The organism is Streptomyces sp. LARHCF249 (assembly GCF_052871255.1).
Genome location: NZ_JBIXJQ010000001.1, coordinates 675,179 through 694,639, shown reverse-complemented (window position 1 = coordinate 694,639; position 19,461 = coordinate 675,179). Strand labels below are relative to the sequence as shown.

Genomic DNA, 19,461 nt, shown 5'->3' with positions numbered 1-19,461 from the left:
GGGGAGCAGCTGGGCATGGGTGGGGCAGCCGCGCTGGAGAAGCTGGTGCCGGTGCTGCTGGCCTTCGGCGGCGGAGTGCTGCTCGCCCGCCGCAAGGCCGTCCCGGCCGAGGCCGCCAAGGCCTTCTCCGACTACGCCTTCCTCTTCGCCGTGCCCTGCTACCTCTTCGGCAACATCTACGCCGGTGACCTGGCGGCCCTGTTCGACTGGCAGGCGATCGGCGGCTACGCCGGGGCGGCCGCCCTCGCGGTGGCCGCGGTCGCGGCGGTGTGCGTGGCCCAGGGCATCCGCGAACCGCGGGCCGTGGCCCTGCGCGTCATGGCGGGGGTCCAGGTGAACACCGCGTACTTCGCCGTTCCCGTCTTCATCACCGTGTTCGGAACGGCCGCCCCGATCTTCCCGATCCTGCTGTTCCAGGTGTGCGTCCTGTCCCTGGCCGTCATCTCGCTGATGGAGCTGGGCCGGGCGGGCCCCGGCGCGGGCGGCCCGGGACGGCGGCTGGCCCGGGCGGTCGGCGCCTCGCTCGCCACGCCGCTGGTCCTGGCCTGCAACGCGGGCATCGTGCTCAATCTGCTGTCCGTGCGCGTCCCGGCCGTGGTCCTGGACGGAGCCGCCTTCGTCGGCGACAGCGCCTCGCCGGTGGCCCTGTTCGCCCTGGGCCTGCACCTCGGCGGCGTCGGCCTGGACCTGCGGGGCACCACGCGCGAGGAGCTGGCCCTCATCGCCTTCAAGTGCGTCGCCTTCCCGCTGCTGACCTGGGCGGTGTGCGGGGGGCTGGCCGGCGTGCGCGGCGAGTGGCTCGCGTACCTCGTCCTGCTCGCGGCGATGCCCACTCCCCAGAACCTGTTCATCTTCGCCCAGCGCTACGACGTGGGCGTCGAACTCTCCGCCTCGATAGTGATCAAGACCTCTCTGGCCTCCCTCCTGCTGCTGCCGCTCTGGCTGCATACCGTGTCCTCATGAGCGTCCTCATGCGCGAACCGAAGCGCCCCGACCCCGCGCCCGTCCTCGCCACGCTCGGCCTGCTGGCGGCCTGGGCCGTGCACGACCTGGAGGAGGTGGCCACCATGGCGCGCTGGTCGCGCAGCAGGGTCCCCGTCCTGCGCGAGCGCCACCCCCGCGTGCCGGACCGGCTCTGGCAGCGCCTCGAAGGCGTCGACGGACGCCGGTTCGCCACCGCCGTCGGCGTCATGGGGCTCGTGGTGGCCGCCGCGTCCGCCGACGGGCTGCGCACCGGCGGGCGGTCCGGCTTCTACCAGGGCGCCCTCACCGGATTCGGCCTGCACGGCCTCGTGCACCTCGGCCAGGCCGCCGCCACGCGCGGATACACCCCGGGCGTGGTGACCTCGCCGCTCGTCGTCGTCCCCTTCACGCTCTGGGCCCGGGGCCGGCTCCGGCGCGCCGGCGTCCTGCGGCCCGCGCGGGCGCGCCACGCGGTGACCGGACTGGCGCTCGCGGGCGCGGCCACCGCCGCGGCCCACGCGGTCTCCCGCCGGATCCTCCGGGGAGCGTCGGCGCGGTAGCGCGCGGGGGTCCCGGCGGGTAGCCCAGTTCGCGGTGCGCCGCTCCAGGGCATCCGCTCGTACCCCCGGAGGGAACCGGCTCGTTGACCCGGCATGGAACTGCCGACCATCGCGGCGCCGGGCGTCGGGGAACGGGCCGACGCCGTGGCCGATGCCGCCTGCCACCTCTACGACACCGTCGCGCCCTGGCGGACCGGCGCACCCGGAGGGTGGAGCCGGACCGCCGCCGAGGACGCGGCCGAGGCCATCGAGACCACCGCGCACGCCCTCGCGCACATCGACCCCGGGGCCGAGGTGGTCCTCGCCCCGGTCCACGCGGCCCTCGCCGACCTGCGCCGCAGGCTCGGCCTGGCGCCCGCGGACCCGCTGATCGCCGCCGGGCTCCCGGCGACCCCGCGCACGGTCGGCAACCCGCGCCGGACCCGTTGGGTCCGGGTGCTCACCCCGCCTTCGCCCCGGCAACCGCCTTCTCGTACAACTTCCTGATGTCCTTGCCGAAGTAGGAGCTGTAGGAGGTGTCAGCGGTGTCCCCGCCGGTCTTCCAGCCGCCGATCACCCCGATCACGTCGCCGGTTCCGGTCCGCGCGTCGTACCGGAGCAGGAACGGGCCGCCGCTGGTCCCGCCGGGATAGCCCGTGCAGTCGATCCGCAGGAACGAGCCCGGGATCCGTGCGTCCCTGCTGGTGAACTTCGTCGTCCTGTTGACGCACAGGCGGGGGCGGGCCGCGGAGGCCGGGTGGCCGATCAGCGTGACCCGCGGATGCGCGAACGCGGCACCGGTGACCAGGCGGTTCCCGCCGACCACGTCCTGCACCGGGCGTCCGCGGGCGTCCGGTCCCACCTGTGCGAAGGCCGCGTCGAGCGCGGCCGCGCGGTCGGGGCCCTGCGACCGGTAGCGCGGGTCGATCCAGATCCGGGAGTGCCCGCCCGCGTCACGCAGGACCGGGAACATCCCGTACGGCTGCGGCTTCGCGCGCGTGTACCGCGGTACGAAGGCCATGTGCCGGGTGTCGGAACCGGTCAGGCAGTGCGCGGCGCTGAGCACCAGGTTCCGGCCGGGGGAGGCGACCACGCTCGCGGTGCAGAAGTACGAGCCGCCCCCTTTGACCAGGAACATGCGGCCGGCGACCGGGATGCCGTCGAAGTCCTTCCCCACGCCGGGGGTGGTGGCGGGGACGCGTACGGGGGCGGGCCGGACCGGCCGGGTGGGCGGTACGGCCGGAGCCGGCGCCGGAGGCGGGCTGAGTACGGGGCCCGGGGGCGCGGTCGGCGCGGTCGGCGTGGTCACCGGGGTCGCGGCCGGGTCCGGGCTCGGAGCCGCGACCGCAGGAGACGGAGACGGCGACGGAGACGGGGAGCCGGCGGGCGCGGGAGTCGGGGCCGGCTCCGGCAGGGGCAGGGGCAGGGGCAGGGGCAGCGGCAGCGGAGCCGGATCCGTTTCCGGTTCGGGTCCCGCGGCCGCGCCCGGTAGCGGATCCGGCGGCAGAGGGGCGGCGGCGGCCATCCGCTCGGCGGTCCAGAAGGACTCCGCCGCCCGGGCGGACCAGTGCCCGGCCGCCCCCGGAGCGGCGCTCCCGGCCTCGGCGACGGGCAGCGGCCCCCCGGCGGCCAGCACGGCGGCCGCAGCCATGGCCAAGGTCAACAGACGTCGCATGCGCAGCTCCTAGATGGCCTGGGGAAAGCGGAACAACCGGTCGGGGTCGTAGGCGCGGCGCACGTCTTCCAGCCGGGAGAGGTTCGGCCCGTAGTAGGCCTCGCGCCAGCCGCCGAGCCGCGGATCGGTGTAGTTCTGGTACGCCCGGCCGCTCGCCCAGGGGCGCAGGTCCTGCCAGAGCCCGTCGAGCCAGGCCTGGTGCCGGGCCACCTCGGCGGCCGTCGCGGACTGCGGCCAGTAGGCGAGGTACTGGGCGAGGAAGGCGCTGTCGCGGTGGACGAAAGCGGTGTCGGCGGCCGCGACCCGGTTCAGGGCGCCGCCGCAGACCCCGTCGAACTGCACCACCCCGCGCCCGCCGGGGGGAACCGCGGACCCGTACCGCCGGACGGCGGCCAGCACCGCGCCGACCGCCGCGTCCGGCAGCCCTGGGCCCGCCCAGAAGTCGGAGCGCGCCGCGTACGAGTGCCGGCCCAGCAGGCCCCGGGGGTCGCGGCCGGGCAGTGTGCCCGGCAGCCGGCACTGCTCGGGGCTGCGCTCCAGACAGCCCGACAGGGCCCGCGCGGTGTCCCCGTGGCTCCGTACGACGCTCCAGCTGTCCCGCACCGGCCGGCCGACCAGGTCCGAGAGCCGGGTCAGCTCCCGTTCCAGTTCGGGGCGTCCGTCGAGGCACACCACCCGTACCGCCGGGGGCGGCGCGGCGGATCCCGCCTCGACAGTGAACTCCACTTGGCTCCAGAACGGGTCCGGGAGCGCTGTCAGCCAGCGCTGCCAGCCGTGCAGGACCGCCGCCGAATCGCCTTGGGGCCAGTGGAGTTCGGCGAAGGCGCAGTCGCCCGCCGGACGGGTGTCGAACCGGAACTCGGTGACCACCCCGAAGTTGCCGCCCCCGCCGCCCCGCAGGGCCCAGAACAGCTCCGCGTCCCGGTCGGCGGACACCTCGCGGACGGCGCCGTCGGGGGTGACCACCTCGGCGGCGGTGAGCCGGTCGGCGGTCGCGCCGTAGGCCCGTGAGGCCAGTCCCAGGCCGCCGCCGAGCGTGAGCCCGGCGATGCCGACGGAGGGGCACAGCCCGGTCGGGACGGCGAGTCCCTCCCCGGCGAGGGCCGTGTTCACGTCCCCGAGCCGAGCTCCCGCGCCGATCCGTACGCCGTCCGCCCCGACCGCGACCGCGGCCATGGCCCCGACGTCGACGACCAGCCCGCCGGCGCGGGTCGACCACCCGGCGTAGCCGTGCCCGCCGCCCCGGGCGACCACCGGTACGCCCGCACGGCGGGCGAAGTCCAGGCAGACGGCCACGTCGCCGGCGTGTGCGGGATAGGCCACCGCGCCCGGGGCCGCGGAGTCGTACCGGGGCTGGAACAGCTGCCGGGCCTCCGGGTACTCCCCGTCGCCCGGGAGCACCACCCGCCCGTCGGTCCCACGGGCGAGCGCGCCGAAGTCAGGGCCCCGGCCGGCCGCCCCCACGGAAGCGAGGACGGCCGCGGCCGCACTGCCCAGGACCTGGCGCCGACGGAGGCTCATGCCCCCTTCCTGCCACCGCCCGCACCGATCGGCGTGCAGGCGGGGCGCCACACACCGGCCTGACCCCCGAACGGCCCACGGCCGGTCGGGGGTCGGCGGCGGTCAGCCGGTACCGCTAGTCGGTGCCGAACTCCATCGCGGCGCGGTCGAGCATCTGCTCGTCGTCGCCCTCGGCGCGGCCGCGGGAGGCGATGACCTCGGCGCCGCCCTCCGGCATCGCGCCGATCAGACCCGTCGAGGCGGCCTGGGCGGCGCCGATGAGCGTCTCGTGCGTGTTGCCGACGATGCCGAGCGCGGCGTACTGCTCCAGCTTGGCGCGGGAGTCGGCGATGTCGAGGTTGCGCATGGTGAGCTGGCCGATCCGGTCCACCGGCCCGAAGGCCGAGTCCTCGGTGCGCTCCATGGACAGCTTGTCCGGGTGGTAGCTGAACGCCGGGCCGGTGGTGTCGAGGATCGAGTAGTCCTCACCGCGGCGCAGCCGCAGGGTCACCTCGCCGGTGACGGCCGCGCCGACCCAGCGCTGCAGCGACTCGCGGATCATCAGCGCCTGCGGGTCGAGCCAGCGGCCCTCGTACATGAGGCGGCCGAGGCGGCGGCCCTCGTTGTGGTACTGCGCGAGGGTGTCCTCGTTGTGGATCGCGTTGACGAGGCGCTCGTAGGCGGCGTGCAGCAGGGCCATGCCCGGCGCCTCGTAGATGCCGCGGCTCTTGGCCTCGATGATCCGGTTCTCGATCTGGTCCGACATGCCCAGGCCGTGGCGGCCGCCGATGGCGTTGGCCTCCATCACCAGGTCGACCGGGCCGGCGAACTCCTTGCCGTTGATCGTCACCGGGCGGCCCTGGTCGAAGCCGATCGTCACGTCCTCGGCCGCGATCTCGACCGACGGGTCCCAGAACCGCACGCCCATGATCGGGTCGACGGTCTCGACGCCGGTGTCGAGGTGCTCCAGGGTCTTGGCCTCGTGGGTGGCGCCCCAGATGTTGGCGTCGGTGGAGTACGCCTTCTCGGTGCTGTCCCGGTAGGGGAGGTCGTGGGCGAGCAGCCACTCCGACATCTCCTTGCGGCCGCCGAGCTCGGTGACGAAGTCCGCGTCGAGCCAGGGCTTGTAGATGCGCAGGTGCGGGTTGGCGAGCAGGCCGTAGCGGTAGAACCGCTCGATGTCGTTGCCCTTGAACGTGGAGCCGTCGCCCCAGATCTGCACGTCGTCCTCGAGCATCGCCCGGACCAGCAGGGTGCCGGTGACGGCACGGCCGAGCGGCGTCGTGTTGAAGTAGGCGCGGCCGCCGGACCGGATGTGGAACGCGCCGCACGTCAGCGCGGCCAGGCCCTCCTCGACCAGCGCGGCGCGGCAGTCGACGAGGCGCGCGATCTCGGCGCCGTACGCCGTCGCACGGCCGGGCACCGACGCGATGTCGGGCTCGTCGTACTGGCCGATGTCGGCGGTGTAGGTGCAGGGGACGGCACCCTTGTCGCGCATCCACGCGACCGCGACGGAGGTGTCGAGTCCGCCGGAGAAGGCGATGCCGACGCGCTCGCCGGTGGGCAGGGAGGTGAGAACCTTAGACATAGGAAGAGTATGCGTCATCATGCATGATCATGCAACGTGGATGTCCGTGGATCACGCCTTGCGGGCCAGCAGGAAGCCCTGGGGAGCCTGCTCGGGGCCGGCCGGCTCGCGGACCAGGCGGGCCACCTCGGCCAGGCCCGCCGCGGCCAGCCGTTCCGCGATCAGCTCCGGCGGCGTCCAGTAGACGTCGAGATCGACCGGATGCCCGTACGCGTGCTCCAGCCGGGTCATCCCCCAGGATCCGTCCGGTGCGGCACCCGGGCCGCCCGCCTTGAAGGCGAGCAGTACGTGGCCGCCCGGCGCCAGGACCCGCTCGAACTCGGCGAACACGGCCGGCAGCTCCGCGGGCGGAGTGTGCACCGTGGAGTACCAGGCGAGCACCCCGCCGAGCACGCCGTCCGCGACGTCCAGCGCCAGCATCGAACCCACCTCGAAGCGCAGCCCCGGATACGTCCGGCGGGCCACCGCCACCATCGCCGGGGACAGGTCGACGCCGAAGGCCCGTACGCCGAGCCCGTCCAGGTGCGCCGTCACGCGTCCCGGACCGCAGCCGAGGTCCGCGACCGCGCGGCCCCCGCCGCCCGCGTCCGCGCGGACGTACTCGGCGAAGGCGGCCAGCACGGCCCGGTCCAGCGGTTTCCCGGAGAGCTCCGTGCCGAGCAGCCGCGCGTAGTCGACGGCGACCCTGTCGTAGGAAGCCCGCACGGCACTCAGGTTCGAGGTCTCTGTCATGCTCCCGGACGGTAGCCCGATCGGCGCCGCGACTCACCCCCCGTTCAGCGGATTGGGCAACTCCGCCCACTGGTCGCCCGGCACGCCGGGGCTCAGCCTCATCAGGGTGAGCGCCTTGGTGGGCAGCCCCCGGGTGAGCAGGGCCTCGGTGTCGGCGGTGGCCGGCAGCCCGGCCGCCCCGGCGGAGGCGAAGGCCTCGGCGAAGGCAGGGGCCGAGCCCGCCGTGGCGCCCAGCGCCCCCGTCAGCACGGACCCGAACAGCTTGCGCCGCAGGAGGGCCGCGTCGTCGGTGATCAGCCGCCCGGCCAGGGGCGGCACCGGCAGCCCGTGCCGGACCAGCCGGGCCGGGCTGATCCGGATGTCGGCGAGGTCGCGGTAGACCAGCCGCAGCGGGGCGCCGGTGGCGGACACGACGACCAGCAGGTTCTGGCCGTGGGCCTCCAGGGCCACGCCGAGTTCCAGCACCCGCAGGCACACCGAGAGCGCGAGACCGGCGAACTCGGCCAGCCACGCCGCCGAGCGCGCCGGGGGGAACCAGGCCAGCGCGGCCACCGGCAGCACCCGCTCACCGGCGGCGGCGTCCGCGTACACCTCCGGCGGCTCGCGCAGCACGGCCGCGAGGTCCGGGCTGTGCGCGGTGGCCGCCCCCAGCGTGCGGGTGACGTGCAGCCGGCCGTCGAGCCGCTCCGACAGCGCCTGGGCGAAGGCGGACACCGCTGCCGCCGTTTCGATCGAGTACCCGGAGATGTCCCGCACGGAGGAGGTCAGGCGTGTGGTCAGCGCCGTCTTGACGTGCGCCCCGCCCGCCACCGGGGCCAGCGTCCGCAGCGCCATCAGCGGGTGCGCCGCGAAACCGGACCGCGGGCGCTCGCGCCCCAGTACGTGCTCCGCCTGCCACGGGTGCACCGGGACCAGGATCCGCCCCCCGTCCCGCAGCTCCGCCGGCCAGTCGCCGGTGACCAGGCAGTCCTCGGCCCGTACGGCGGCCAGCCCGAGCTCGACGACGGGCCGGTGCTCGGGCGCGTACGCCAGCTCCTCGGCCACCGAGAAACCGGGCCGGGAGCGGCAGTTCGGGTGGTACGGATGCCCGTCGACCACCCGCTGCTCCCACTCCCGCGTGGTCCGGCGGGCGAGGTCGTCCGGGCCGGCCGCCGGCTGCCCGGCCCGGGAGAGCGCGAGTGAGGCCGTGCTGCCGTCCAGCTCGGCCGCGAACCCCTCCCCGTGCGGTACGCCCAGAGCCGCCATCAGCCGAGCGGCCTGCCGGTGGGGCTTGCCGTCGAGCAGGACCTCCCGCACGTACGCACCCGTGGCGTAGGCGTCCGGCAGCGGGCCCTCCAGGCGGCCGCCCCCCGCCAGCCGCAGCACCAGGCTCTCGGAACCCCGTTCCCGGCCCGCCACCCACGGCAGCGGTTCGAAGGCCAGGGCCCGCCACAGCCGGGTCAGTACGGCGGCCCGTGCCCCGCCGAGCGCGCCGGTGTACGCCGGTTCGAGCGCGGGGCGCACCGAGGCCAGCTCTGCTGCGACGGCCTCTTCGGCGGGGGAGGCGGGAAAGTACATGCTGGAAACTCCGCACATCGGGATATCGCTTCTCAGGATGATCACGTCATCATCGCGGATACTGATGATCACGGCCGGTGGACGCTTCCGCGAGCTCCGGCGCACCGGATGGGACCTCATGGAACCAGTGGACTTCAACGCCGCCGCCGACGCCTACGCGGCCACCCCGCTCCTGAACTGCCTGCTCCGGGAGGCCGCCGAGCCCGCCGCGGGGCAGGGCGCGGGGGTCCACCGGCTCCGCGGCAGCGGCCGCCTGCTGCGGGTGCGGGGCGTCCGCCGGCCCGGGAGCCCCGAACTGCGCACGGCGAACGGCTGGCATCCGCTCAGCCACACGGAGCTGGTCAAACTCACCTCCGACGAGCTGGGCCGGTACACCGGCGTACCGAACGACGAACTGCCGGTCGAGATCAACGACAGCCGGGACACCGTCGCCGCGCTGCTGGCCGCCCGCTCCGCGGCCGAGCCCCCGGCCGACCCGTACCTCCTCTCCGAGCAGTCCCTGGTCATGGGCCACCCGCACCACCCGGCGCCCAAGGCCCGGGGCGGGGCCCCGGCCGGGAGCTGGCTGCCGTACGCGCCCGAGGCCCATGCCCGCTTCCCGCTCGTCTTCCTCGGGCTGCGCGAGGACCAGGCCGCCGAAGAGGGCGGGCCGGCCGCAGCCGCGGCGATCGACTCCCTCGCCGACGCCCTCGACGGGCCGCGCCCGCCCGCCGGATACCGGCTGCTGCCCGCCCACCCCTGGCAGCTGGACCTGGTCGGCTCCCGGCCGGCGGTGCGCGAGGCCTTCGCCGACGGGCGGCTGCTGCGGCTCGGCGAGAGCCGCCTGCCCGCCTGGCCCACCGCCTCGATCCGGACGCTGTACGTACCGGATGCCGCGGCCGACCTGTTCGTGAAGTTCAGCCTCGACGTCCGCATCACCAACGACGTACGCCGACTGTGGCGCCACGACCTGCTGAAGCTGCGCCGCACCGACGCGGCGGTCGAAGCCGGCTTCGCCGCGCTGCACCGGGCCGGTTCGGGCGCGGCCTGGCTCGCCGACCGCGGCTACCGCACCGCGGGCTTCGCCTTCGAGGAGCTCGCCGTCCTGGTCCGCGACGGCTTCGGCGGGTGGGACGGGCACGGGCGCGGGCATACGCACCCGCACCGGCACACCGCGCCCGGGGCCACTCCGCTGCTCGCCGCCGCGCTCGCCGAGGGGTACGCCGGAAGCCCCCTCGCGGTCACCGCCGATCCGGCCGCCTGGTGGCGGGCGTACCTGCGCCATGTGGTGCCCCCGGTGCTGGAGTTGTTCGCCCGTCACGGCATCGTGCTGGAGGCGCACCTCCAGAACACCCTGGTCGCCGTCGACGCGGCGGGCATGCCGGTCCAGGCCCTCTTCCGCGACGCGGAGGGGGTCAAGCTCCTGTCCGACCTCGAGCGCGCGGCGGCCTGGCAGCGGCTGGTCTACTGCCTGGTCGTCAACCACCTGGCGGAGATGGCCGGGGCGCTGGGCGAACGGCATCCGGACGTCTCCGGGCTCGTGTGGCCGGCCGTACGGGAGGAGCTCCTGCGCTACGACGCCGAGCGCGGGCTGCCCGAGATCGGGGAACTGCTCGCCGCCCCCGCCCTGCCGGCCAAGACCAACCTGCTGCTGCGCTGGACCCGGGCGGACGGGGCGGACGCCCGGTACCTGCCGCTTGCGAACCCGCTGAGGGGGTAGGGAACCGGCCAAGGTGGTGCGCGTTCCGTGAAGCCCCCGTCCAAAGGTATAGACCAATGCTAGGGTCGGGCAGACCGCGCAGTCCTTGACCACCCGTCAGAGGAGAAGCCATGTCCTCCCTTTCGCGGGGCGGCGGCCCGGCCGCCATGCCCAAGTACCAGCGGATCGCCGCAGCGCTGCGGGACGAACTAGAGCGCGCCGCGCACGCCCCCGGCGGCAGACTGCCCTCCGAGCGCAGCCTGGCGGCCCGCTACCAGGTCAACCGGCAGACGATCAGGGCCGCGCTCCAGCACCTGCGCGAGGACGGCCTCGTCGTCACCGGCCGCCGCGGCACGCGTGCCGTCGCGGCCGCCGGGCCGGCGGCCGCGACGGTGCCCGCGCCCGTACCGGTACCCGCGCCGGCGCCCGTACGCGTGCGCACCCAGAGCTGGCTCACGCTGGTCACCGTGCCGCCCTCGCGGGCCGAGCTGCTCGGCATGAGCGGCGGCGAGCGGACCCTCGTCCACCACCACCGCGAACGCGGTCCGGCGGGCGAGACCTTGCGGCACGCCGTCACCTACCTCAGCCGGGAGGCCGTCGCGCGCAGCCCCGAACTCGCCCGCTACCGCGACCGGCCGGCGCCGGTCCGCGACGCGGACCTGGCTCCCCTGCACCGCTGGCTCGACCGGGCCGAGGCGACCGGCCGGGTCGCCGAGACCCTCACGATGACCCGCACCATCCATCCGCCGGACGCGGCCCGGACCTGTGGCCTGACCGTGCGCCGCACTCTGCACGACACCTCGGGCCGGCTGCTGGCCGTCACCGACCTGGCCTTCCCCACTTGGGACCGGCTGACCTTCCACCGTGATCGCCCTGATCGTCCTGACGGCCCCGATCGCCGTGACCACCGCCCGGTCGGCGGCTTCCGCGTCACGTAGAGGGGTCGAGGGCCGGGGCCATGCCGAGGAGCTCGGTGGCCTCCGGGCCGGTCAGGTCCGGGGTCGGGGGCGGGGCGTCCGGGTCGGCGGCGGCGCCGGTGAGCAGCGCGAGCAGGCCCGCCACCTGGACGCCCGCCTCCGCCGGGTGGCGGAAGACCGCGCCGGGGGAGATCTCGTACCGGTTGCGCCGCCCGTCGCGGACGCGCCGCAGGTACCCGTCCGTCTCCAGGTCGGTGACGATCGTCTGGACGGTGCGTTCGGTCAGTCCGCACACGGCGGCGACATCCCTGAGCCGCACGGCCGGGTCCCGGGCGATGGTCACCAGAACGCGAGCGTGATTCGTCAGGAATGTCCAGTTATTGCGCTGAGACATGCTCCCCATGCCCGTCATGATGCGATGTGTGATTCACGTGACGCAAGACGTGAAACAGATTTCCGGTAATTCTTGACGGGAGAGAAGAAGAGGTCCACCATCTACGGCAGTCAAGGTCCCGCGCCGCAAGCCGACCAGCCCAAGGAGCGAACCCCATGCCGGTCCCTGCCCCGTACTCCCATACCGACGCCGTCCGCGACGGCGTGCCCGCCCCCGCTGCCGCCCCCGCTGCTGTCCCGAGCCCGCGCCGCAGCGCCGATTCGGCGGCTCGCAGTGCCGGAGTGCCGCGGATCGACGAGCCCCGGGAGATGGCCCCGGCGGACGCGAGGGAGCTCTCGAAGGTCTTCTTCCGGCGGCTGCGCGAACTGTCCGAGGGCACCGCGGAGTACCAGTACGTCCGCAACACCCTCATAGAGATGAACGCCTCACTCGTCCAGTACGCCGTGCGCCGCTTCCGCAACCGCGGTGAGGGCGGCGACATCGAGGACATCGTCCAGGTCGGCACCATCGGCCTGATCAAGGCCATCGACCGGTTCGACCCGGACCGCGAGAACGAGTTCTCCACGCTCGCCATGCCGTACATCACCGGCGAGATCAAGCGGCACTTCCGCGACACCTCCTGGGCCGTCCGCGTCCCGCGCCGGCTCCAGGAGCTGCGCATCGACATCGCGAAGGCGAAGGAGGCGCTGACGAGCGAGCTCGACCGGTCGCCCACCGTCGCGGATCTCGCCGACCGCCTCGACCTCTCGGAGGAGGAGGTGATCGAGGGTCTCTTCGCCGCGAACGGCCACACCAGCGGCTCCCTGGACGCCCCGCAGATGGCTCCGTCCGAATACGGCGGGGGTCAGGCCGAGGGGCACACGCTCGCCGAGGTCATAGGCGAGGAGGAGCCGGCCATGGAACTGGTCGAGGACATCCAGACCTTGGCGCCGCTGCTGGAACGGCTGAGCGAGCGCGAGCGCCGGATGCTGCGGATGCGGTTCGGCGAGGAGCTGACCCAGGCCCAGATCGGCGCCGTGCTCGGCATCTCGCAGATGCAGGTCTCGCGGCTGCTGAACCGGATCCTCGGGCACCTGCGCGACTCCATGCTCGAGGACGAACCGGAGGCCCCGCACCGGGCCGCAACCGTGAGGTAGATCACCTTTGCGTTTGCGCAGGTGAATGCCGGGAACCAGCGGGGCTGGAGTGGAACCATCCACTCCGGCGCTATCCGCCGGAGTGCGTGGCGCACGCGGGCAGATCCCGTCCCGCTCCGCGGCCCGCCGGCCCGACCGGCGCGCGCCGCACCCGGTACGACCCGCGAGGTGCATGTGTCCACGCTCCAGGCCGAGCACGTCTACAAGGTGTTCGCAAGACACCCCGACAAAGAGGCGGCGGCGGTCCGCGCGCTCCGGGACGGGGCAGGCCGCGAGGAGCTGCGCGCCGAAGGGACGACGGCCGCGGTCATCGACGCCTCCTTCCGCGTCGAGCCCGGCCAGATCTTCGTCGTCATGGGTCTGTCGGGATCCGGCAAGTCCACGCTGCTGCGCATGCTCAACGGACTGCTGGAGCCCACCGCGGGACGCATCCTCTTCGACGGTGAGGACCTCACCGCCCTCGGGGCGCGCGAACTGCGCCGGGTGCGCTCCACCAAGATCAGCATGGTCTTCCAGCACTTCGCGCTGTTCCCGCACCGCGACGTCCTCGAGAACGCCGCGTACGGACTGGAGGTCCAGGGCGTCCCCCGGGCCGAGCGCGAGCGCCGGGCCACCGAGGCCCTGGAGCTGTGCGGGCTCGGCGGCTGGGAGAAGTCCTGGCCCGACGAGCTCTCCGGCGGCATGCAGCAGCGCGTGGGCCTGGCCCGCGCCCTGGCCACCGACGCCGACCTGCTGCTGATGGACGAGTCCTTCAGCGCCCTCGACCCGCTGATCCGCCGCGACATGCAGGACCAGCTCCTCGAACTGCAGCGGCGGCTGAAGAAGACCATCGTCTTCATCACCCACGACCTCAACGAGGCCATGCGCCTGGGCGACGGCATCGCCGTCATGCGTGACGGGCGCGTCGTCCAGCAGGGCACCGCCGAGGACATCCTCACCCGGCCCGCCGACGACTACGTCGCCTCCTTCATCCAGGACGTGGACCGCTCGCGCGTGCTCACGGCCGACGCCGTCATGGACGAGGCCCCCGCCGGCGCAAACGCCTGCGCCTGCCCCACCGTCCATGCCGGCACCTCGCTCGCCGACCTGTGCGCCGTCAGCGCCCGGGTCCCGCACCCGGTCGCCGTGACCGGCGCGGACGGCGCGGTCATCGGCGCCGTCCCGCAGGACCGCCTCATCGCCTTCATCGGCGACGAACCGCGGCCGCCGATGGCCTGTGTGCAGGTGGCCGCCTGATGCCCCGCCTGCACCTCGGCGCCTGGGTCGACAGCGGTGTCGACTTCCTCCAGAGCCATCTGTCCTGGCTGTTCGACGCGATCAGCGCGCTCGTCACCGGCCTCTACGACGGCATCGACGCCGTCCTGTCCGCCCCCGCCCCGCTGCTGTTCGCGGGCATCCTCGCCGTCGGCGCCTGGTGGCTGCGCGGGCTCCTCGCGGGCCTGCTGGCCTTCGCGGGCTTCGCCCTCGTCGACTCCGTGGGCCTGTGGTCCGAGGCCATGTCCACGCTGTCCCTGGTCCTGGTCGCCACGCTCGTCACGCTGTTCTTCGCCGTCCCCCTCGGCATCTGGGCCTCGCGCTCCGACCGGGTCAGCGCCGTCCTGCGGCCCGTCCTGGACTTCATGCAGACCATGCCGGCCATGGTCTACCTGATCCCCGGCATCATCTTCTTCGGGGTGGGCGTGGTGCCCGGCATCATCGCGACCATCATCTTCTCGCTGCCGCCGGGCGTACGGATGACCGAGCTCGGCATCCGCCAGGTCGACCCGGAGCTGGTCGAGGCCGCCGACGCCTTCGGCACCGCGCCGCGCGACACCCTCGTCCGCGTCCAGCTGCCGCTGGCCCTGCCGACCATCATGGCCGGGGTCAACCAGGTCATCATGCTCGGCCTGTCCATGGTCGTCATCGCGGGCATGGTCGGCGGCGGCGGCCTCGGCGGCGCCGTCTACCGGGCCATCGGCAACGTCGACATCGGCCTCGGGTTCGAGGCGGGCATCTCGATCGTCATCCTGGCCATGTACCTCGACCGGATGACCGGGGCGCTCGGCCGCCAGGTGTCCCCGCTCGGCCGGCGCGCCCTCGCCAAGGCGCGGTCCGCCGCCACCGGTGCGGCCCGGGTGTGGAACCACCGCCCCCGGCCCGCCTACGCCGTCACCGGGGCCGTCGTCCTCGCCCTCGTCGCGGGGGCCCTGAGCACCTTCGGCGGCTCGGCCTCCCAGGACGGGCCGGCCGGCGCCGCGGACATCGGCAAGGGCCGCACCCTCTCCGTCGGCTACATCCCCTGGGACGAGGGCATCGCCTCCACCTTCCTGTGGAAGGAGCTCCTGGAGCGGCGCGGCTTCAAGGTCGACGCCCGCCAGCTGGAGGCCGGCGCGCTCTACACCGGCCTGGCCGGCGGCCAGCTGGACTTCCAGACCGACGCCTGGCTGCCCGTCACCCACGCCCAGTACATGGAGAAGTACGGGAACAAGCTGGAGGACCTCGGCTCCTGGTACGGCCCCACCTCGCTGGAGCTGTCCGTGCCCTCGTACGTGAAGGACGTGCGCTCGCTCGCCGACCTGAAGGGCAAGTCCGCGCAGTTCAAGGGCCGCATCATCGGCATCGAGCCGAGCGCGGGCGTCATGTCGATCCTGAAGGACAAGGTCCTGAAGGAGTACGGGCTGGAGGGCGAGTACCAGGTCGTCGACGGGTCCACGCCGGGCATGCTCGCCGAGCTCAAGCGGGCCTACGACAAGAAGGAGCCCGTGGTGGCCGTGCTGTGGTCCCCGCACTGGGCGTACTCCTCGTACGAGCTGACCAAGCTGGAGGACCCGAAGGGGGTCTGGGGCGCGGGCGACGGCATCCACACCCTGGCCCGCAAGGGCTTCGCCGCCGACGAGCCCGAGGTGGCGCGGTGGCTGAGCTCCTTCAAGCTCACCGAGCAGCAGCTGACCAGCCTGGAAGCCGAGATCCAGAACACCGGCAAGGGCAAGGAGCAGCAGGCGGTCCGCGCCTGGCTCGCCGAGCACCCCGAGGTCGACACGCCGGCCTGAGCGCACGCCCCGGGGTCCGCACGGCGCGGACCCCGGGGCGGCGGAGCGCCATCGGGCCTGGTGGCGGCTCGTCTGACCAGCCGAAACACTGGACGATCCGCCCATGCGGTCGAGGGCTCCTCCATGGCACAGTGCGAGCAGCCCAACCGCACGACAGGGAGCCTCCATGCGCGATCCGCGCCGCACGCCGCTCGCGGCGGCATCCGAGTGCCCGCCGGAGCCCGGCCCGCTGCCCTCCTGTCCGGTGTGCGACGGCGCGGCGGAACGCATCTCCTGGCGCCAGCGGCCGGGCCGTCCGGTGGTCCTGGTCTTCGAGCCCTGCGGTCACCGGTGGTCCTCCCCGGCCCCGCCGGTGCTGGCGGTCACCCTCTGAGGGACGAGGCGGGCACTTTGATGCTCAAAGTTGCGCGGTAGGAAGAGATTTCGAGCATCATCCTTCAGTGAGGGCCTGTCGGCCGCTATCTTGTCAGGCGCATGCCAAAGAGCTGTGTCCGCGATCCGGACCGCACGAGGAGCTGCCCCATGAGACTGCCAGGCATCCGCAGGACCAGGACCAGGACATGGGGCGGGATCACGCCCCACCGCCCACCCCGGCTGCGGCGGACCCGGTCCGCGCTCCTCGCCGCGGCTCTCGCCGTCGCGGGTCTGGCCGCCGCCGGGCCGGTCGCCGCGCCCGCCGCCGCGGCGCCCGCCGGGGCCACGGCCACGGCCGGCAACGTCACCGGCTTCAGCCGGGCCGGCAACACCTTCACCGTCACGGCCTCCAGCGGAGCCAAGGCCCGCGTGGTCGTCGCCCGGGCCGACATCTTCCGGCTCTGGCTCTCGCCCGACGGGGCCTTCACCAACGACCCGGCCGGCACCGACCTCGCCCCGACCACCGACTTCGGCTCCGTCACGACGAGCTGGACCGACGCGGGCGCGTACTACCGGATCACCACCGGAGCCCTGTCCATCCGGGTCAACAAATCGCCCCTCCGGTTCTCCGTCTACCGGGCCGACAACACCACCCTCGTCTGGCAGGAGACCCAGCCCACCAGCTGGACCGGCAGCCAGACCACCCAGTACCTGGCCCGGGGCGCGGACGAGCAGTTCTACGGCACCGGCCTGCGCCTGGGCGAATGGGCGCTGCGCGGCAAGACCGTCCCCGTCGCGGTCGACAACAAGTGGCGCGAGAACAACAACGCCAGCCCCGCCCCCTTCTACATGTCCACCAACGGCTACGGCGTCATGCGCAACACCTGGGCCCCCGGCTCCTACGCCTTCAACGCGCCCACCGCGCTGACCCACAACGAGAGCCGCTTCGACGCCTGGTACTTCACCGGCGGCTCCCTCAAGTCCGTGCTCGACGCGTACACGGACGTCAGCGGCAAACCGTTCATGGCGCCGATGTGGGGCTTCGAACTGGGCAACGCCGACTGCTTCAACGCCTCCAACCCCGACTACCAGGGCGACCACGGGCGCCTGCGCCACCAGACCACCCCGGACGTCGTGGGGTACGCGGCCGACGCCCGCGCCGCCGACATGCCCTCGGGCTGGTTCCTGCCCAACGACGGCTACGGCTGCGGCTACACCGCGCCCCTCAAGTCGACGGTGGACGCGCTGAAGGCCAAGGGCTTCCAGACCGGACTGTGGACCTCCACCGGACTGGGCAACATCGCCGACGAGGTGGGCACGGCCGGCAGCCGGGGCGTGAAGACGGACGTCGCGTGGATCGGGAGCGGCTACAAGTACGCCTTCGACGGGGTGCGGCAGGCCGTCGACGGGATCGAGAAGAACTCCGACGCCCGGCGCTACGTCTGGACCGTCGACGGCTGGGCCGGCACCCAGCGCAACGCCGTCGTCTGGACCGGCGACACCCACGGCACCTGGGACGACATGCGCTGGCACGTCCCCGCCATCGCCGGCGCGGGCCTCTCCGCCCTGAACTACGCCTCCGGGGACGTCGACGGCATCTTCGGCGGCAGCCCCAAGACGTACACCCGCGACCTCCAGTGGAAGGCCTTCACGCCCGCCTTCATGACCATGTCCGGCTGGGGCGCGACCAACCCGTCCGCCGGCTACCAGGACAAGCAGCCCTGGCGCTTCGCGGAGCCGTACCTCTCCATCAACCGCAAGTACCTCCAGCTCAAGATGCGGCTGATGCCGTACCTCTACACGATGAGCAGGACGGCGCACGAGACCGGCGTGCCCAGCACCCGCGCGATGGTCCTCGAGTACCCCGACGACCCGGTGGCCCGCGGGAACCTCACCAGCGGCCAGTTCATGGCCGGCGACTCCCTCCTCGTCGCTCCCGTCGTCTCCGACACCTCCGTCCGCGACGGGATCTACCTCCCCGCCGGCACCTGGACGGACTACTGGACGGGCCGCACCTACGCGGGCCCGGGGTGGCTCAACGGCTACCGGGCCCCGCTCGACACCCTGCCGCTCTTCGTCAAGGGCGGCGCCATCGTGCCGATGTGGCCGCAGATGAACCACACGGGCGAGAAGCCCGTCTCCACGCTCACCTACGACATCCACCCGCGCGGCAACTCCTCCTTCAGCCTCTACGAGGACGACGGCCGCACCCGGGCCTTCCAGTCCGGCGCCTACGCCCGCCAGCAGGTCGACGTCACCGCCCCGGCCTCGGGCTCCGGCACGGTCACCGTCTCCGTCGGTGCCCCCGCCGGCAGCTACACCGGCAAGCCGGCCTCCCGGGGCTACGAGTTCACCCTCCACGTGGCCTCCGCGCCCACCGCCCTCACGGCGGACGGAGCCGCCCTGCCCCGCCTGACCTCCAAGGCCGCCTACGACGCGGCCGCCTCGGGCTGGTTCTTCGACCCGGCGGACCGCGCCGGAGTCCTGTGGGTCAAGACGGGTACGAAGTCGGGCGCGTTCAGCGTCTCGGCCGCGGGCACCACCGTCCCGGCGGCCGGAGCGCTGCCCTCCGCCAGCCCCATCGCGCAGTCGGGCTGGTCCCTGGTCTCGGCCGACAGCCAGGAGACCGCCGCCGAGAACGGCGCCGCCGCCAACGCCTTCGACGGCGACCCGGCCACGCTGTGGCACACCGCCTGGTCCTCCGGGAAGCCGGCCGCGCTCCCGCACGAGATCCAGCTCGACCTCGGCGCCCGCTACGCCGTCGACGGCCTCGGGTACCTGCCCCGCCAGGACGGCGGGGTCAACGGCCGCATCGGCGACTACGAGGTCTACGTCTCGGACACCACCGCCGACTGGGGCTCACCCGTGGCGAGCGGCTCCTTCGCCGACACCGCGGCCGCCAAGAGCACCGCCCTGTCCGCGAAGAGCGGCCGCTACCTGAAGTTGAAGGCCCTCACCGAGGCCGGGGGGCGAGGCCCCTGGACCAGCGCCGCCGAGATCACCCTCACCGGACGCCCGGCCCCGCTGCCGGCCGACGCCACCCTCGTCAACGCGGCCTCGGCCAGCTGCCTGGACCTGCCGCACAGCTCCACCACCCCGGGTACCGAGCCCACCCTCTACACCTGCCACGGCGGCCCGAACCAGCGCTGGACCCTGCAGGGCGACGGCCGCCTCACCGGCCTCGCCGGGGTCTGCCTGGACGCAGGCGCCGCCCGCGTGACCGTCCAGACCTGCGACGGCAGCGCCGGCCAGACCTGGCAGGCGGGCCCCCAGAGCACCCTGCGCACTGCCGGCGAATGCCTCACCCCGGCCGGATCCGGCACCGCCAACGGCACCCTCCTCACCCGCGCCGCCTGCGACAACACCGCTGCCCAACGCTGGACCTTCACCCCCTGACCG

The 19,461-nt window shown here is 73.8% G+C and carries 16 protein-coding genes; 10 read left to right on the top strand and 6 right to left on the bottom strand.

Annotated features, from left to right (window positions below; genetic code table 11):
- Positions 1-15 precede the first annotated feature (15 nt).
- The 3 genes from ACIPUC_RS03390 to ACIPUC_RS03380 all read left to right on the top strand — a co-directional run bounded on the left by ACIPUC_RS03390 (position 16) and on the right by ACIPUC_RS03380 (position 2,009).
- Positions 16-963: an AEC family transporter gene (locus ACIPUC_RS03390; protein ID WP_446586488.1), complete on the top strand. Its 948-nt coding sequence runs from the start codon at positions 16-18 to the stop codon at positions 961-963.
- Positions 960-1,523 carry an HXXEE domain-containing protein gene (locus ACIPUC_RS03385; protein ID WP_446586487.1) on the top strand — a complete coding sequence of 188 codons (564 nt, stop codon included), beginning with the start codon at positions 960-962 and terminating at the stop codon, positions 1,521-1,523. Before ACIPUC_RS03390 ends, ACIPUC_RS03385 begins: the two co-directional genes overlap by 4 nt.
- A 93-nt stretch (positions 1,524-1,616) precedes the next feature.
- The gene (locus ACIPUC_RS03380; RefSeq protein ID WP_446586486.1) at positions 1,617-2,009 is read left to right on the top strand and encodes a hypothetical protein; all 393 of its coding nucleotides are present in this window, start codon (positions 1,617-1,619) and stop codon (positions 2,007-2,009) included.
- Here ACIPUC_RS03380 and ACIPUC_RS03375 read toward each other — a convergent pair.
- The 5 genes from ACIPUC_RS03375 to ACIPUC_RS03355 form a co-directional block, all read right to left on the bottom strand.
- The gene (locus ACIPUC_RS03375; RefSeq protein ID WP_446586485.1) at positions 1,963-3,177 is read right to left on the bottom strand and encodes a hypothetical protein; all 1,215 of its coding nucleotides are present in this window, start codon (positions 3,175-3,177) and stop codon (positions 1,963-1,965) included. The genes ACIPUC_RS03380 and ACIPUC_RS03375 overlap by 47 nt on opposite strands.
- 9 nt (positions 3,178-3,186) lie before the next feature.
- Positions 3,187-4,698, bottom strand: coding sequence for an FAD-binding oxidoreductase (locus ACIPUC_RS03370; protein ID WP_446586484.1), 1,512 nt, complete (start codon positions 4,696-4,698; stop codon positions 3,187-3,189).
- A 115-nt stretch (positions 4,699-4,813) separates the two neighbouring features.
- Entirely contained in the window at positions 4,814-6,265 is a 1,452-nt protein-coding gene (argG, locus tag ACIPUC_RS03365; RefSeq protein ID WP_446586483.1) for an argininosuccinate synthase, read from the bottom strand.
- A gap of 51 nt (positions 6,266-6,316) precedes the next feature.
- Complete coding sequence (locus tag ACIPUC_RS03360; RefSeq protein ID WP_446586482.1) at positions 6,317-6,997, bottom strand: class I SAM-dependent methyltransferase; 681 nt, start codon at positions 6,995-6,997, stop codon at positions 6,317-6,319.
- A gap of 33 nt (positions 6,998-7,030) precedes the next feature.
- A complete protein-coding gene (locus ACIPUC_RS03355) occupies positions 7,031-8,554 on the bottom strand; it encodes an IucA/IucC family protein (protein WP_446586481.1) in 1,524 nt (507 codons plus the stop codon).
- A gap of 118 nt (positions 8,555-8,672) precedes the next feature.
- Between ACIPUC_RS03355 and ACIPUC_RS03350 the strand changes: the two genes are divergently transcribed.
- Positions 8,673-10,253, top strand: a complete 1,581-nt coding sequence (locus ACIPUC_RS03350; RefSeq protein WP_446586480.1) for an IucA/IucC family protein — start codon at positions 8,673-8,675, stop codon at positions 10,251-10,253.
- 110 nt (positions 10,254-10,363) lie between these two features.
- Complete coding sequence (locus tag ACIPUC_RS03345; RefSeq protein WP_446586479.1) at positions 10,364-11,170, top strand: GntR family transcriptional regulator; 807 nt, start codon at positions 10,364-10,366, stop codon at positions 11,168-11,170.
- Here ACIPUC_RS03345 and ACIPUC_RS03340 read toward each other — a convergent pair.
- Positions 11,163-11,492, bottom strand: coding sequence for an AsnC family transcriptional regulator (locus ACIPUC_RS03340; RefSeq protein ID WP_446586478.1), 330 nt, complete (start codon positions 11,490-11,492; stop codon positions 11,163-11,165). The genes ACIPUC_RS03345 and ACIPUC_RS03340 overlap by 8 nt on opposite strands.
- Positions 11,493-11,851: 359 nt before the next feature.
- Between ACIPUC_RS03340 and ACIPUC_RS03335 the strand changes: the two genes are divergently transcribed.
- The 5 genes from ACIPUC_RS03335 to ACIPUC_RS03315 all read left to right on the top strand — a co-directional run bounded on the left by ACIPUC_RS03335 (position 11,852) and on the right by ACIPUC_RS03315 (position 19,458).
- Positions 11,852-12,679: a SigB/SigF/SigG family RNA polymerase sigma factor gene (locus tag ACIPUC_RS03335; RefSeq protein WP_446586775.1), complete on the top strand. Its 828-nt coding sequence runs from the start codon at positions 11,852-11,854 to the stop codon at positions 12,677-12,679.
- A gap of 174 nt (positions 12,680-12,853) precedes the next feature.
- Complete coding sequence (locus ACIPUC_RS03330) at positions 12,854-13,915, top strand: quaternary amine ABC transporter ATP-binding protein (protein ID WP_446586774.1); 1,062 nt, start codon at positions 12,854-12,856, stop codon at positions 13,913-13,915.
- Positions 13,915-15,708, top strand: coding sequence for an ABC transporter permease/substrate binding protein (locus tag ACIPUC_RS03325; RefSeq protein ID WP_446586477.1), 1,794 nt, complete (start codon positions 13,915-13,917; stop codon positions 15,706-15,708). The genes ACIPUC_RS03330 and ACIPUC_RS03325 overlap by 1 nt, the downstream gene beginning before the upstream one ends.
- Before the next feature lie 166 nt (positions 15,709-15,874).
- Entirely contained in the window at positions 15,875-16,081 is a 207-nt protein-coding gene (locus tag ACIPUC_RS03320; RefSeq protein WP_446586476.1) for a hypothetical protein, read from the top strand.
- Positions 16,082-16,230: 149 nt separating this feature from the next.
- Positions 16,231-19,458, top strand: a complete 3,228-nt coding sequence (locus ACIPUC_RS03315; protein WP_446586475.1) for a TIM-barrel domain-containing protein — start codon at positions 16,231-16,233, stop codon at positions 19,456-19,458.
- Positions 19,459-19,461: the final 3 nt, after the last annotated feature.